General features: G+C 71.4%; 11 protein-coding genes and 3 pseudogenes. 10 read left to right on the forward strand and 4 right to left on the reverse strand.

The annotated features are described in order from the left end of the window. The first annotated feature begins 174 nt into the window (after window positions 1-174). The 7 genes and pseudogenes from recJ (at window position 175) to x551_RS12215 (ending at window position 8,309) form a co-directional block, all read left to right on the forward strand. Window positions 175-1,920 (forward strand): single-stranded-DNA-specific exonuclease RecJ, encoded by a 1,746-nt coding sequence (gene recJ, locus x551_RS12185; RefSeq protein WP_036248697.1) that lies wholly within the window; start codon window positions 175-177, stop codon window positions 1,918-1,920. A gap of 426 nt (window positions 1,921-2,346) precedes the next feature. After that, on the forward strand, window positions 2,347-3,420 hold the full coding sequence (locus tag x551_RS12190; RefSeq protein WP_256363985.1) for a PQQ-dependent sugar dehydrogenase: 1,074 nt from the start codon (window positions 2,347-2,349) through the stop codon (window positions 3,418-3,420). Window positions 3,421-3,526: 106 nt separating this feature from the next. Further along, the gene (locus x551_RS12195) at window positions 3,527-4,639 is read left to right on the forward strand and encodes a PQQ-dependent sugar dehydrogenase (RefSeq protein ID WP_152543501.1); all 1,113 of its coding nucleotides are present in this window, start codon (window positions 3,527-3,529) and stop codon (window positions 4,637-4,639) included. A 34-nt stretch (window positions 4,640-4,673) separates the two neighbouring features. Then, a pseudogene (locus x551_RS12200) lies at window positions 4,674-5,350 on the forward strand (response regulator). Further along, the gene (locus tag x551_RS12205) at window positions 5,347-6,711 is read left to right on the forward strand and encodes an ATP-binding protein (RefSeq protein WP_036233946.1); all 1,365 of its coding nucleotides are present in this window, start codon (window positions 5,347-5,349) and stop codon (window positions 6,709-6,711) included. The pseudogene x551_RS12200 and the gene x551_RS12205 overlap by 4 nt, the downstream one beginning before the upstream one ends. 69 nt (window positions 6,712-6,780) lie before the next feature. Continuing rightward, a pseudogene (locus x551_RS12210) lies at window positions 6,781-7,643 on the forward strand (3',5'-nucleoside bisphosphate phosphatase). 42 nt (window positions 7,644-7,685) lie between these two features. Further along, window positions 7,686-8,309 carry an L-threonylcarbamoyladenylate synthase gene (locus x551_RS12215; RefSeq protein WP_036233948.1) on the forward strand — a complete coding sequence of 208 codons (624 nt, stop codon included), beginning with the start codon at window positions 7,686-7,688 and terminating at the stop codon, window positions 8,307-8,309. 21 nt (window positions 8,310-8,330) lie between these two features. Here x551_RS12215 and x551_RS12220 read toward each other — a convergent pair whose 3' ends face one another. From x551_RS12220 to x551_RS12235, 4 genes are read right to left on the reverse strand one after another with little or no spacing between them, the layout of a single operon-like run. Continuing rightward, a complete protein-coding gene (locus x551_RS12220) occupies window positions 8,331-8,705 on the reverse strand; it encodes a glutaredoxin family protein (protein ID WP_036233950.1) in 375 nt (124 codons plus the stop codon). Beyond that, window positions 8,702-9,061 (reverse strand): RidA family protein, encoded by a 360-nt coding sequence (locus tag x551_RS12225; protein ID WP_036233952.1) that lies wholly within the window; start codon window positions 9,059-9,061, stop codon window positions 8,702-8,704. The genes x551_RS12220 and x551_RS12225 overlap by 4 nt, the downstream gene beginning before the upstream one ends. After that, window positions 9,058-9,690 (reverse strand): glycerol-3-phosphate 1-O-acyltransferase PlsY, encoded by a 633-nt coding sequence (gene plsY / locus x551_RS12230; protein ID WP_036248700.1) that lies wholly within the window; start codon window positions 9,688-9,690, stop codon window positions 9,058-9,060. The genes x551_RS12225 and plsY overlap by 4 nt, the downstream gene beginning before the upstream one ends. A gap of 31 nt (window positions 9,691-9,721) precedes the next feature. Continuing rightward, the gene (locus x551_RS12235; RefSeq protein ID WP_036233955.1) at window positions 9,722-10,207 is read right to left on the reverse strand and encodes an aminoacyl-tRNA deacylase; all 486 of its coding nucleotides are present in this window, start codon (window positions 10,205-10,207) and stop codon (window positions 9,722-9,724) included. Window positions 10,208-10,339: 132 nt separating this feature from the next. On the opposite strand from x551_RS12235, the pseudogene x551_RS12240 reads away from it, so the two are divergent. From x551_RS12240 to x551_RS26470, 3 genes and pseudogenes are all read left to right on the forward strand, one after another. Next, window positions 10,340-11,100, forward strand: a pseudogene (locus tag x551_RS12240) (2OG-Fe dioxygenase family protein). Window positions 11,101-11,198: 98 nt separating this feature from the next. Continuing rightward, window positions 11,199-12,971 (forward strand): lipid A export permease/ATP-binding protein MsbA, encoded by a 1,773-nt coding sequence (gene msbA, locus x551_RS12245; protein WP_036248704.1) that lies wholly within the window; start codon window positions 11,199-11,201, stop codon window positions 12,969-12,971. After that, on the forward strand, window positions 12,968-13,270 hold the full coding sequence (locus tag x551_RS26470) for a glycosyltransferase family 9 protein (protein ID WP_051511990.1): 303 nt from the start codon (window positions 12,968-12,970) through the stop codon (window positions 13,268-13,270). Before msbA ends, x551_RS26470 begins: the two co-directional genes overlap by 4 nt. Window positions 13,271-13,462 lie beyond the last annotated feature (192 nt).

A 13,462-nucleotide genomic window follows, 5' to 3' on the forward strand; every position in this document is an offset into this window, starting at 1 on the left:
TGGCGCACGCCCGCCGCGGCGAGGCCTTGCGGCTCAGCCTGTGCGGCGAACGGCATGCGCAGGACTTCGTGCTGCGGCCACGCGGCGTCCTGGCCGCGCTGCGCAGTCGCGTCCAAAGGCCCCAGGCGACCCGACTGATGGCTGCTCTCTGAACGGACCGCGACGCGCCCGCCCATGCAGATCGCCGTCCGCGACGTCCCGCCCCGCACCGCCTGGTCGCTTGAACAGGCCGGCGTGTCACCGCTGCTCGCTCGGCTGTTCGCAGCGCGCGGCATCACCGCGGCCGAGCAACTCGACGATTCGCTCGCCCTGCTGCTGCCGCCCACCGCGCTGCTGGGAGCGGCCGATGCGGCCCGCCTGCTGGCCGATGCGACGCAGCAGCGCCGGCGCATCGTCGTGGTGGCCGACTACGACTGCGACGGCGCGACCGCCTGTGCGGTGGCACTGCGCGGGCTGCGCCTGCTCGGCGCCACGCCGGAGACGCTGGGCTACGTGGTGCCCGACCGCCAGGTACATGGCTACGGGCTCACGCCGGCGATCGTCGACCTGGCCTTCGGCGTGTTCGGAGGCCAGGCGCCCGACGTGCTGGTGACGGTGGACAACGGCATCGCCAGCCTCGACGGCGTGGCGCACGCCAAGGCCCGCGGCCTGCAGGTGCTGGTGACCGACCACCACCTGCCGGCGCTCCAGGACGACCGCGTCGTGCTGCCGGCGGCCAACGTGATCGTCAACCCCAACCAGCCCGGCTGCCCGTTCGCGAGCAAGGCGCTGGCCGGCGTCGGCGTGATGTTCTACGTGCTGCTGGCGCTGCGCAGCGAACTTCGCTCCCGCGGCGTGTTCGACGCCGCCGCGCAGCCCCGGCTCGACGCGCTGCTGGACCTGGTGGCGCTGGGCACCGTGGCCGACGTGGTGAAGCTCGATGAGAACAACCGCCGCCTGGTGGCGCAGGGGCTGCGGCGCATCCGCAGCGGGCGCATGCAGCCGGGCGTGCGCGCACTGTTCGATGCAGCGGCCCGCGACCCGGCGCGCGCCAGCGGCTTCGACTTCGGCTTCGCGCTCGGGCCGCGTCTCAACGCGGCCGGGCGCATGGAGAACATGACGCTGGGCATCGAATGCCTGCTGACCGACGACGCCGGCCGCGCGGCGGAACTCGCGCGGCAGCTCGACGCGATCAACCGCGAGCGCCGCGAGGTCGAGAGCGGCATGCGCGAGCAGGCCGAAGCGATGCTCGAAGCGCTGGTCGCACGCGACGACCACGGCGCCGGGGCCGGCGACCCACCGCCCGCGCTGGCGATCTACGACCCCGGCTTCCACGAGGGCGTGGTCGGCATCGTCGCCTCGCGTCTGAAAGACCGCAGCCATCGCCCGACTTTCGTGTTCGCGCGCGGCCAGGACGGCCTGCTGAAGGGCTCCGGCCGTTCGATCCCTGGCTTCCACCTGCGCGATGCGCTCGACCTCGTCAGCAAGCGCCACCCCGGACTGCTGCGCCGCTTCGGCGGCCACGCCATGGCGGCCGGCGCCACGCTGGCCGAGGCCGACTTCGCCCGCTTCGAGCGCGCACTGGTCCAGGTGGCCGGCGAATGGCTGGACGCCGCGGCGCTGCAGCGCACGCTGCGCACCGACGGTCCGCTGGGCGCCGAGTACTTCAATGCCGACACCGTGCGGGCGCTCGAAGCCCAAGTGTGGGGCCAGGCCTTCGAGCCGCCGGTGTTCAGCGACCGCGTCGAGGTGGTCTCGCAGCGGCTGGTCGGCGAGAAACACCTGAAACTCTCGGTGCGTCACGGCGGCCTGCTGCGCGACGCCATCTGGTTCGGCCACGCCGAGCCGCTGGCCGACCGGGTGACGCTGGCCTACCAGCTGCGGCTGGACGAATTCAACGGGCGGCAGCGCGTGCAGATGGTGGTCGAGGCGGCGCTTTGAGGCCGGGGACGGATCGCGCCGCAAGCGCAATCCCGATCTGAAAGCACGATGTCAGCTGGCGCTTGTCCGACACGGTGTCGCGGCAACATCCTGCAATACATCGCCCACGTGAAGTGTCATCATCAATTCCGACTTCGATGCCGTCCCGGGCGTTCCGCCCGCGAGGAGACCGCTATGAACACCCGTCACCACAACGACGCGACCTCTCCCGCCCCAGCGTGTCCACCCACCCCTGTGAGCCGGTCACCGGCTCCGCTGCACATGCTTTGGGCCGCAGCGGCCCTGAGTCTCGTCTCCGCCTGCGGTGGCGGCGGCGGCGGGGACGACGCACCAGCGCCGCCGACCACGACACCCGCGCCCCCCCGCGGGATCCCCCCCCCGCCGCCACCGTCGACGCCGCCGCGCGCCACCACGATCAACAACAGCCTGTCGTCGCCCTGGGGCCTGGCCTTTCTGCCAGACGGCCGCATGCTGATCACCCAGAAAAGCGGCGGCATGGTGATCGTCAGCGCTGGCGGCGGCAGCAAGGTCTCAGTGACCGGCGTGCCGTCGGTCGCCACAGGCGGTCAGGGCGGGCTGCTGGACGTCGTGCTCGATCCCGACTTCGCCACCACGCCCTGGATCTACTTCAGCTACTCGGAAGCCGGCGCCGGAAGCGGCTCGAACCCCGCGGGCACCGCCGTGGCACGGGCACAGCTGGTGGGCAACGCCTTGCAGAACCTGACCGTCATCTTCCGTCAGAGCCCGAAGGTCACCGCCAACAACCACTTCGGCGCGCGACTCGCCTTCCGTGTCGACAAGACACTGTTCATCACGCTCGGCGAGCGCCAGACCTATGACTCGGCCAACCTGACCGCCACGCGCGGGGCCCTGTTCGCGCAGGATCTCAGCACGACCCGCGGCAAGGTGGTGCGCATCCAGCGCGACGGATCGCCAGCCACCGGCAACCCCGGCATCGGCAGCGGCGCCGCGGCCGGCCTGCTCTGGAGCTACGGCCACCGCAACCCCCAGGGCGCAGCCATTCACCCGACCACCGGCGATCTGTGGGTCACAGAGCACGGACCGCAAGGCGGCGACGAATTGAACCGCGTCACGTCCGGCGGCAACTACGGTTGGCCGCTGGTCAGCTACGGCTGCGTGTACGGCGCGTCGTATTCCGGCAGCAACAACGGCGCCTGCCGCATCGGCGGCGGCACGCACGCACCGGGCTACAGCGAACCCGCCACCTACTGGGGACCCACGTCGATCGCACCGTCGAGCCTGATGTTCTACACGGGCAGCGGTTTTCCGGAATGGCAAGGCAACGCGCTGCTCGGTGCTCTGGGAACGGACCAAGGGGTGTGGCGCGTGGTCTTGAACGGCAACGCGGTAGCGTCACGCGAACTGCTGTCGATCAGCGGCCTGGCGGGCGAGCGGGTGCGCCTGGTGCGACAAGGCCCTGACGGCTGGCTCTACCTGCTGACCGACAGCGGCAAGCTGATCCGCGTCGACCGGCCTTGACCCGCGGGCGGCAGTGCATCGCGCAACAGCCCCGTGCGGCGGTCGGTGGCCGGGCTGGGGTAGGGTGGCGGATCCGGCCCCGCCGCCCGCTGACCGACCCGCCGCCATGCCCAAGCTGCTCCTCGCGCTCGTCCTCGTCCTCCTCGGTTCGACCGTCTCGGCGCAGGCCCTGCGCCTGACGCCGCTGGCCGGCGGTCTGCAGAACCCCTGGTCCATCGCCTTCCTGCCCGGCTTCGCGGCGCAGGGACGCCTGCTCGTCACCGAGCGCCCCGGCCGGCTGCGCGTGGTCGAGCGCGACGGCAGGCTGTCGGCGCCGATCCAGGGCCTGCCGCCGGTGGTGGCGCGTGGCCAGGGCGGCCTGCTCGACGTGGCGCTGCACCCCGGTTTCGAAAGCAACCAATGGGTCTACTGGAGCTATGCCGAGCCCGCGCCGGCGGGCCGCAGCGGCAACAGCACGGCGGTAGCGCGCGGTCGGCTCGATCTCGCGGCGCTGGCGGTGAAGGATGTGCAGGTGGTGTTCCGGCAGGCGCCGAAGGTCGATTCGAACGCGCATTTCGGTTCCCGGCTGGTGTTCGCGCCCGACGGCACGCTGTTCATCACGCTGGGCGACCGCTACAGCCGGCGCGACGACGCCCAGACCCTCGACACCCACCACGGCAAGGTGGTGCGCATCACCGACGATGGCGGTGTTCCGCCCGACAACCCCTTCGCGAAGCGGCCCGGCGCCCTGCCCGAGATCTGGAGCTACGGCCACCGCAACCTGCAGGGCGCCACGTTGCACCCGACGAGCGGCGCGCTGTGGGTGCACGAGCACGGTCCGCAGGGCGGCGACGAACTCAACATCGCCACGCGCGGCGCCAATCATGGCTGGCCTGTCATCACGCAAGGACGCGAGTACGGCACCGGCTGGAAGATCGGCGACGGCGTCGCGCGCCCCGATGTGGTGCCGGCGCTGACCACCTGGGTGCCGTCGATCGCGCCCAGCGGCATGACCTTCGTCGCCGGTGACCGCTATCCGGCCTGGCGCGGGCAGCTGATGGTCGGCGCACTGAAGGCGCGCGGGCTGGCGCGGCTCGAGCTCGACGGCACGCGGGTCGTGCGCGAGCACCGCCACGAACTCGACCTGCGCGTGCGCGACGTGCGCCAGGGCCCCGACGGCCTGCTGTACGTGCTGAGCGACGACGGCAGCGACGGCCGGATCTGGCGCATCGAGCCCTGAGGTCGCGCGGCCGCCGCCGTGGTATGAACGCGGCATGCGCATCCTGATTGTCGAAGACGACCGCCTGCTCGGCGATGGCCTGGCCGCCGGCCTGCGCTCCCTGGCTTCGCCGTCGACTGGTTCACCGACGGCGCCCAGGCCGATGCCGCGCTGTCCCACACCCCCTACGACGCCATCGTGCTCGATCTCGGCCTGCCGGGCCGCGACGGCCTCGCCTGGCTGGCGCGCTGGCGCGGCCCGGGTCCCCTGCAGTCGACGCCGGTGCTGGTGCTAACCGCCCGCGACGGCATCGACCACCGCATCGCCGGGCTCGACACCGGCGCCGACGACTACCTCATCAAGCCGATCGAGACCACCGAACTGGCCGCGCGGCTGCGGGCGGTGCTGCGGCGCAGCCAGGGCCGACCACAGCCCCTGTGGCAGCACGGCGCGCTGAGCTACCAGCCGGCGGCCAAGGCTGTGCTCTGGCGCGGCAAGCCGGTCGTGCTGACGGCGCGCGAATGCGCGCTGCTCGAACTGCTGCTGGCGAACCCGCAGCGCGTACTGCCCAAGTCGCTGATCACCGAGAAGCTGTATTCCTTCGAACAGGAGATCGAGAGCAACGCGCTCGAAGTCCACATCCACCACCTGCGCCGCAAGATCGATCCGAAGCTGGTGCGCACGGTACGGGGCATGGGCTACGCCCTCGGCCCGGCAGAGGACCTGGCATGACGCTGCAGCGCCGCATGATGCTGCTGCTGTTGCTCAGCGCACCGCTGGTGTGGACCGGCGGGCTGTTGTTCAGCCTCGACCGCGCCCGCCATGAGATCAACGAGCTGTTCGACACGCAGCTGATCCGCCTGGCGCGCCAGATGCAGTCGACGCTGCCACTGGCGGACATCGACGTGATCGACCTGCCGCCCGCCGGAACGGCCGCACAGGCCGCACTGGGCGATGCCGAACTCGAGGACATGGCCACCGCGGTCTGGAACCGCGACGGGCGGCTGTTGCTGGTGGACCGCGAAGGCGTTCTGCTGCCGCGCCAGCCGGATGCGTCGGGCTTCCACGACATGACGCTGGGCGGGGAGCTGTGGCGCGTCTACTACCTGCAGGCGTCGACGGGTGCGTGGCTGGTCGCCGTCGGCCAGATCATGAGCGAGCGCGATGAGCTCGTCTGGGACCTGATCGCGGGTCAGCTGCTGCCCTGGGCGCTCACCCTGCCCGTCCTGCTGCTGGTGATGGCTGCGGCGGTGCGGCAGGCCCTGAAGCCGGTGCGCACGCTCACCAGCGAGATCGACCGGCGCGCCGCAGACGACCTGCAGCCGCTGCCGGTGAACGACATGCCGAGCGATCTGCAGCCGCTGGTGCGGGCGATGAACACCATGCTGGAGCGCATCGCCGACATGCTCGACCGCGAACGCCGCTTCACCGCCGATGCCGCCCACGAGCTGCGCACCCCGCTGGCCGCGCTGCAGGCGCAATGGGACGCGGCCCGGCTGTCGGTCGGCGCGCCGGCCGAGGCCGACGCCAGCCAGGACAAGATCGGCCGCGGCCTGGCGCGCTTGAGCCGGCTCGTGACCCAGATGCTCGCGATGGCGCGGCTCGATCACGTCCAGAGTCACGCCGCCGGCACGCCGATCGTCTGGTCCGATGTCGTGGAGCAGGTCATCAACGAGGTGCTTCCGCTCGCCGATCGGGAGCGGGTCGAACTGGCCTGCGAGTGGCCCGCGGGCGCAGCCGCTCCCCTGCCTTTGAACGGCGACGCGAGCCTGCTCGCGTCGATGCTCCGCAACCTGATCGAGAACGCGCTGCGCCACACCCCGCCGAACGGCCACGTGACGCTGCGGCTGTCTGCCGATGGCATCGAGGTGCTCGACGAGGGACCTGGCGTGCCGCCAGAACACCTTTCGAGACTGGGCGACCGGTTCTTCCGGCCCCCGGGCGAGGAGACTCCGGGCAGCGGACTGGGCCTGTCGATCGTGCGGCGGATCGCCGAACTGCACGGACTGGCGGTCGACTGGGGGCCGCGCGACGACGCCCCGGGCTTTCGCGTGCGGGTGCGCTGCAAGCCCGCCTCGCTGCGGCCCGCCTGAGCCCGGCGCGCGCCCGCCGCGAGTAGCCCGCCGCCCCTGTCGCCGGGACCGGCTTCCTACAATCACCGTGTGAGCCTCGCCCTCCTCAACGCCGATCTGCACTGCCACTCGAACGTGTCGGACGGCACGCTCGAGCCGGAAGCACTGGCCGCGCGCGCGCAGACGAACGGCGTCGAACTGTGGGCCCTGACCGATCACGACGAGGTGGGCGGCCAGCGGCGCGCCCGCGACGCCGCCCTCGCGCTGGGGCTGCCCTACCTGACCGGCACCGAGATCTCGGTCAGCTTCGCCGGTGTGACGGTGCACATCGTCGGGCTCGGCTTCGAGGCCGACGATGCCGCGCTGGCCGCCGGGCTGGCGGCCACCCGCGGCGGCCGCGAGGCACGTGCGCGCGAGATGGCGGCATCGCTCGCGCAGGCCGGCATCACCGGCGCTACGAAGGCGCGCTGCAGTACGTGGGAAACCCCGAACTGATCTCGCGCACGCACTTCGCTCGCCACCTGGTCGATGCCGGTGTGTGCCCCGACACCAACAGCGTGTTCCGCAAGTACCTCACCGAGGGCAAGCCGGGCTATGTGCCGCACCGCTGGGCGGCGCTGGGCGACGCGGTGCGCTGGATCACGCAGGCCGGCGGCGCCGCGGTCATCGCCCACCCGGGCCGCTACAAGTTCACCCCCACGGAGGAGTACGCGCTGTTCAGCGAGTTCGTGGCCCACGGCGGGCGCGGCGTGGAGGTGGTGACGGGCAGCCACACCACCGCGGAGTACGAGAAGTACGCCGACATGGCAGTGGAGTTCGACCTGCTGGCCTCGCGTGGCAGCGATTTCCATGCCCCGGAGGAAAGCCGCACCGACCTCGGCGCACTGCCGTGGCTGCCGGGTCGACTGACGCCCGTGTGGGAAGCGATCGCCGATCGGGTGCAGCGGCCGTGAGCACCGACCGCGCGGCAGCCGGACACGCCGGCTGAGCCCACCATGTCGCAGTACTTCGAGGTCCATCCCGACAACCCGCAGCCGCGCCTGCTGAAGCAGGCGGTGCAGATCCTGCACGGCGGCGGCATCGCGGCGATCCCCACCGACTCCAGCTACGCGCTGGTGTGCCACCTGGACGACAAGGCCGCCGCCGAGTCGCTGCGCCGCATCCGCGGCGTCGACGACAAGCACCACCTGACGCTGCTGTGCCGCGACCTCAGCGAACTGGCGAACTACGCACGCGTCGACAACCGCCAGTACCGGCTGCTCAAGCTCGGCACCCCCGGGCCCTACACCTTCATCCTCGAGGCGACGAAGGAGGTGCCGCGGCGCGTCTCGCATCCTTCGCGCCGCACGATCGGGCTGCGCGTACCGGCACACGCGGTCACGCAGGCCCTGCTGGAACTGCTGGGTCAGCCGCTGCTCGCCACCACGCTGATCGCGCCGAACGAGACCGAGCCGCTCAACGACCCGCACGAGATCCGTCAACGCTTCGAGAAGCAGTTGCAGGTGGTCGTCGATGCCGGCGCCTGCCCGATGCAGCCGACCACGGTCATCGACCTGAGTGGTGACGAGACCGTGCTGGTTCGAGCGGGGCGCGGCGACCCGGCGGCCCTCGGCCTCTGACCCGGGGGCGTCGCGAACGGCTCAGCGCAAGGCCTGGGCCAGGAGTGCAGGCCGAAAGCCCGTCTGGACCTGACCGCGCACCACCATCGTTGGTGTCGCGTGCGCCGGCAACGCCCGGAACCGTTGCTCACACACCGGATCGCGGTCGATCTCGCACGATTCATAAGGCACCTTCTGCTGCGCCAACCACCGCTTGGCGACATCGCAGTAGCCGCAATACGTGGCGGAGTACATGAAGATGTCTCCGGCCTTCGCCTTCGCCACCACCTCGGCCGTGGCGGCCACATCTTGGTAGTCCTTCCAGGCCCGCCAGGCCGGCCGCGCCATCATGCCGGCAACCAGGGCCAGCACGGCCAGGGTCAGCCAGGTGATGCCCTTGAGACGCTCGCGCTTCACAGCGCCGCCGTGACCACCATCTCGACCTTCCACGCCGGCTTGGCCAGCGTGGCCTGGACGGTGGCACGCGGAGGCGCTTCACCCGCCGGCAACCAAGCCTCCCAGACTTCGTTCAAAGCGGGGAAATCGGCCAGATCGGGGAGGAAGATCTCCACGCGCAGCAGCCGCCGCTTGTCGGTGCCGGCACGGGCCAGCAAGGCGTCGATGGCCGCCAGCACCTGGGCGGTCTGGCCACGGATGTCCTGGCTGGCGTCGGCGGCCACCTGGCCGGCGAGGTAGACGGTGCCGCCCTCGCCGGTGCGGTGAACGGCCATCTCCGACAGGCGGGTGCCGACATCGAAACGTTGAATGCTCATGAGTGTCCTCTGGAAGGTGAAGTCTTCTGTCCCAGCCGGCTCTCGGTGCCGGCGAGCAATTTCCTGATGTTCGCGCCGTGGCGCCAGACGAGCAGCAGGCTCATCACCGCAATCGCCAGGGCTGCGGGCCCGGCGCCCCAGATCAGCAGCTGGTAGAAGGGCGCGAAGGCCGCCGCGACGATGGACGCCAGCGACACGTAGCGGAAGAAGGCGACGATGATCACGAAGGTGAGCAGCGTCGCCAGGCCGAGCCAGAGGTTGAGCGCCAGCAGCGCGCCCGCCGCGGTCGCGACGCCCTTGCCGCCCTTGAAGCCGAAGAACACCGGCCACAGGTGGCCGACGAACGCGGACAGGCCGACGAGAGCCGCGCTGCCCTCCTCCAGGCCGTAGGGCGCACCGTAGTGCTCGACCAGCAGCACCGGCAACGCACCCTTCAGCGCATCGAGCAGCAGCGTGGCGATCGCGGCGCCCTTGTGGCCCGAGCGCAGCACGTTGGTCGCGCCGGGGTTGCCGGAACCGTAGCTGCGCGGATCGGACAGACCGGCGGCGCGGCTCACGATGACTGCGAACGACAGCGAGCCCAGCAGGTAGGCCGCGAGCGCGGCAAGCACGGGGAGGAAGGACGCCATGGCGCGTATTCTGCCGCCGCCGGCAACGGCGTCAGCCCGCGCAACGCACGGGCACGGCCCCCAGAAGTTCAGCCGCGCGCCGCGGCTCCAGCCCGACCAGGTAGCCGCGCCGGCCCCCGTTGAGGTAGATCTTCGGCAGCTCCAGCACGCCGGCCTCCACGTAGACCGGCATGGGCTTGCGCGTGCCGAAGGGCGAGGTGCCGCCCACCAGGTAGCCGCTGTGGCGCTGCGCGACCTCTGGCGCACACGGCTCGACCCGCTTGCAGCCGATCTCGCGCGCCAGCGCCTTCAGGCTGACCTGGCGATCGCCGTGCATCAGCACGATCAGCGGCCGGGCCTGCTCGTCCTGCATCACCAGCGTCTTGACGACGTGGTGCTCCTCGACGCCGAGCTGGCGCGCCGACTCGGCCGTGCCGCCACGCTCCACGTAGTCGTACAGGTGCTCGGTGTAGGCCAGCTTCGCGCGCTTCAGCAGCGCGGTGGCCGGCGTCTCGCTGGCGTGGTCTCTGCGGCTCATGCCCGGGAGTCTGCCTGACGCGCGCCGGCACCGCGCCGCGCGACACGATCCTGGGGAAGGAAGGCGTGCGCACCGCATGCTAGATTGCGGCGCCAGCCTGCCGGACCCACGTCTCTACGCCGCCCTCCTGCCATGCACGTCGACATCGAACTGCCCCTCGGCCGCGCCACCGCGCTGCAGCGTCTGCGTGCCCAAGGCTTCTGCGTGCTGACGCCGACCGCGCTGGAGACCCTGACCGGCATGCCGCTCGACGCCTTCGACGCGATGCTGCCGTACTGGGACGAACTGGCTCCGGACCTGCACCTGAAGGACGGCGGCCACTACCGGCACCGCCGCCACGGCTGCTTCATCCAGACCCTGCAGCCCGGCCAGCTTGAGACCGTGCCGCACCGCGCCCACTGGCAACCGACCACCTACAACGCGCTGCACGGCGGCATGGAGCGCTGGTTCGAGCCGCTGTCGAACGAAATGATCCACCTGCCTCGTGGAGCGCCCTGCTCGTCGCGCTCGGCGAGCTGTTCGCCAAGCTGCGCGCGCCGCAGGGAGGCCGCTGGTACATCGAGGCCCATCCTTTCCGCATCGACACCGAAGGGGGCGTCGGCCGCCCGACGCCGGAAGGCGCCCACCGCGATGGCGTCGACTTCGTCGCGGTGGTGTTCATCGGCCGGCAGGGCGTGCGCGGCGGCGAGACCCGGGTGTTCGACGCGGCGGGCCCGCAGGGCGTGCGCTTCACGCTCGAGCAGCCCTGGACCGTGTTGCTGCTCGACGACCAGCAGGTGATCCACGAAAGCACGCCGCTGCTGCCGCTGGACCCCGCCGACCCGGCGGTGCCGGCCCATCGCGACACGCTGGTCCTGACCTACCGCAGCGGCGGCTTCCAGGCGCCGGCCTGAGCGGACACCGGCAGCGCGCCGGGCTGCATCGCCGGGCCGGGCACGGGCGGGGGACCGGCTCGAAACGTGGACAATCGGTCCGCCCTCGACCTTGCGCCGTGACTCCTTCCGATTCCAACATCTACCGTCGCCTGTTCGGCTTCGTCCGCCCGTACTGGCGGATCTTCGCGCTCGGTGTCCTGGCCATGGTCGCCTACGCGGCCACCGAGACGGCGCTGCCCGCGCTGCTGAAGGAACTGCTCGACGGCAGCTTCGTGAACAAGGACCCCTGGGCCATCCACGCGATGCCCTTCCTGATCGTGCTGCTGTTCCTGGTGCGGGGCCTGGCCGACTTCAGCCAGACGGTGGCCCTCCACAGCGTGGCCAACAAGATGCTGGTCGACCTGCGCACCCGCGCCTTCGACAAGCTGCTCAGCCTGCCCACCAGCTATTTCGATGCCCACGCCGGAGCCGCCACCCTCTCGAAGCTGGCCTACGACGCGGCCCAGGTCACGCCGCTGATCACCACCGCACTGATCACCATCGTGCGCGACAGCCTCACGGTGCTCGGGCTGCTGGGCTACATGCTCTACCTGAACTGGCGTCTGTCGCTGGTGTTCTTCACGGTGCTGCCGCTGATCGCCTGGGTGATCCGCGCCGTCAGCCGGCGCCTGCGCGGCCTGAGCCGCGGACAGCAGCGCACCCAGGGCGAGATGACGCGCGTGATGGACGAGGCGATCGGCGCGCACCGCGAGATCAAGGTGTTCGGCGGCGCCGCCTACGAGTCCGAACGCTACGCCCGCGTGGCCCACGAGCTGCGCCACTACACGATGAAGGTGGTCAGCACGGCGGCCGCCAACGGCCCGATCGTGCAGGGCATCGCCGTGCTCGCGCTGGCCGCGATCATCTACTACGCGGCGCTGCAGTCGCAGAACAACCAGATCACGGTCGGCGGCTTCGTCTCCTTCTTCGGCGCGATGGCGCTGCTGCTGGCGCCGCTCAAGCGCCTGTCCAATGTCAACGAGGTGTTGCAGCGCGGCCTGGCCGGCGCCGCGAGCATCTTCGAGATCCTTGACACGCCAGGTGAACCCGATGCCGGCACGCGCACGCTGGCGCGCGCGCAGGGCCGCCTGCAGTTCGAGGGCGTGCGCCTGCGCTACCCGCAGGCCGAGCGCGAGGCCCTCGCCGGCATCGACCTCGAGATCCGCCCGGGCGAGACGGTGGCGCTGGTCGGCGCCTCCGGCAGCGGCAAGACCACGCTGATGGCGCTGATCCCGCGCTTCTATGTGCCGGACGCCGGCAGCATCCGCCTCGACGGCATCGACCTGCGCGAGCTCCGGCTGGCCGACCTGCGCGCCAACCTCGCGCTGGTGACGCAGCACACGGTGCTGTTCGACGACACCGTGGCGGCGAACATCGCCTACGGCGCGCAGCGCCACCTGAGCGAGGACGAGATCGTGGCGGCGGCCGAGGCCGCCCACGCGATGGAATTCATCCGCGCGCTGCCGCAGGGCCTGCAGACGCCGGTGGGCGAGAACGGTGCGCGCCTCTCCGGCGGCCAGCGCCAGCGCCTCGCGATCGCGCGCGCCCTGCTGAAGGACGCCCCGGTGCTGCTGCTCGACGAGGCCACCTCGGCGCTCGACACCGAGAGCGAGCGCGCGGTCCAGGCCGCGATCGAGAACCTCAAACGCGGCCGCACCACGGTGATCATCGCGCACCGGCTGTCGACCATCGTCAACGCCGACCGCATCGTGGTGCTGGACCAGGGCCGCATCCACGAGGTCGGAAGCCACGCGGAGCTGCTGGCGCGCGGCGGCATCTACAGTCGCCTGCACCGCCTGCAATTCGCCGACGACGGACTGCCGGCGGCAGGAGAGGCCGCCGGCTCATGAAGCGCATCCTGATCGTGCGGCTGTCGGCGATCGGTGATGTGGTGATGGCCTCGGGGCTGATCCCGGCACTGCGCGCGCTGCACCCCGAGGCCCGCATCGCCTGGCTGGTCGAGCCGGCGGCGGCCCCGCTGCTGGCGCACAACCCGCGCCTCGACGAAGTGATCGTATGGCCGCGCGCCGAGTGGCAGCAGCTGTGGCGCGCGCGCCGCTACGCCGAGCTGTGGCGCCGCTTTTGCGCGTTTCGCCGCGCGCTGCGGGCGCAGCGCTTCGACCTCGCGCTCGACACCCAGGGCTGCTGAAGAGCGCCCTCTGGTCCTGGCTCAGCGGCGCGCCGCGGCGCCTCAGCCTCATCGGTCGTGAACAGAGCCACCACCTCGCCACCGAGCGCGTCGTCCCGCCGCCCGATACCGGTCCACGCCCCATCGGGGCCGAGTACCGCCACCTCGCCCGGCACCTCGGCGCCGCGGACGGCAGCTTCCGGCTCGACCTGG

Origin of the sequence: Methylibium sp. T29 (genome assembly GCF_000576205.1) — a bacterium.
Taxonomy (GTDB): Bacteria; Pseudomonadota; Gammaproteobacteria; order Burkholderiales; family Burkholderiaceae_C; genus Methylibium; species Methylibium petroleiphilum.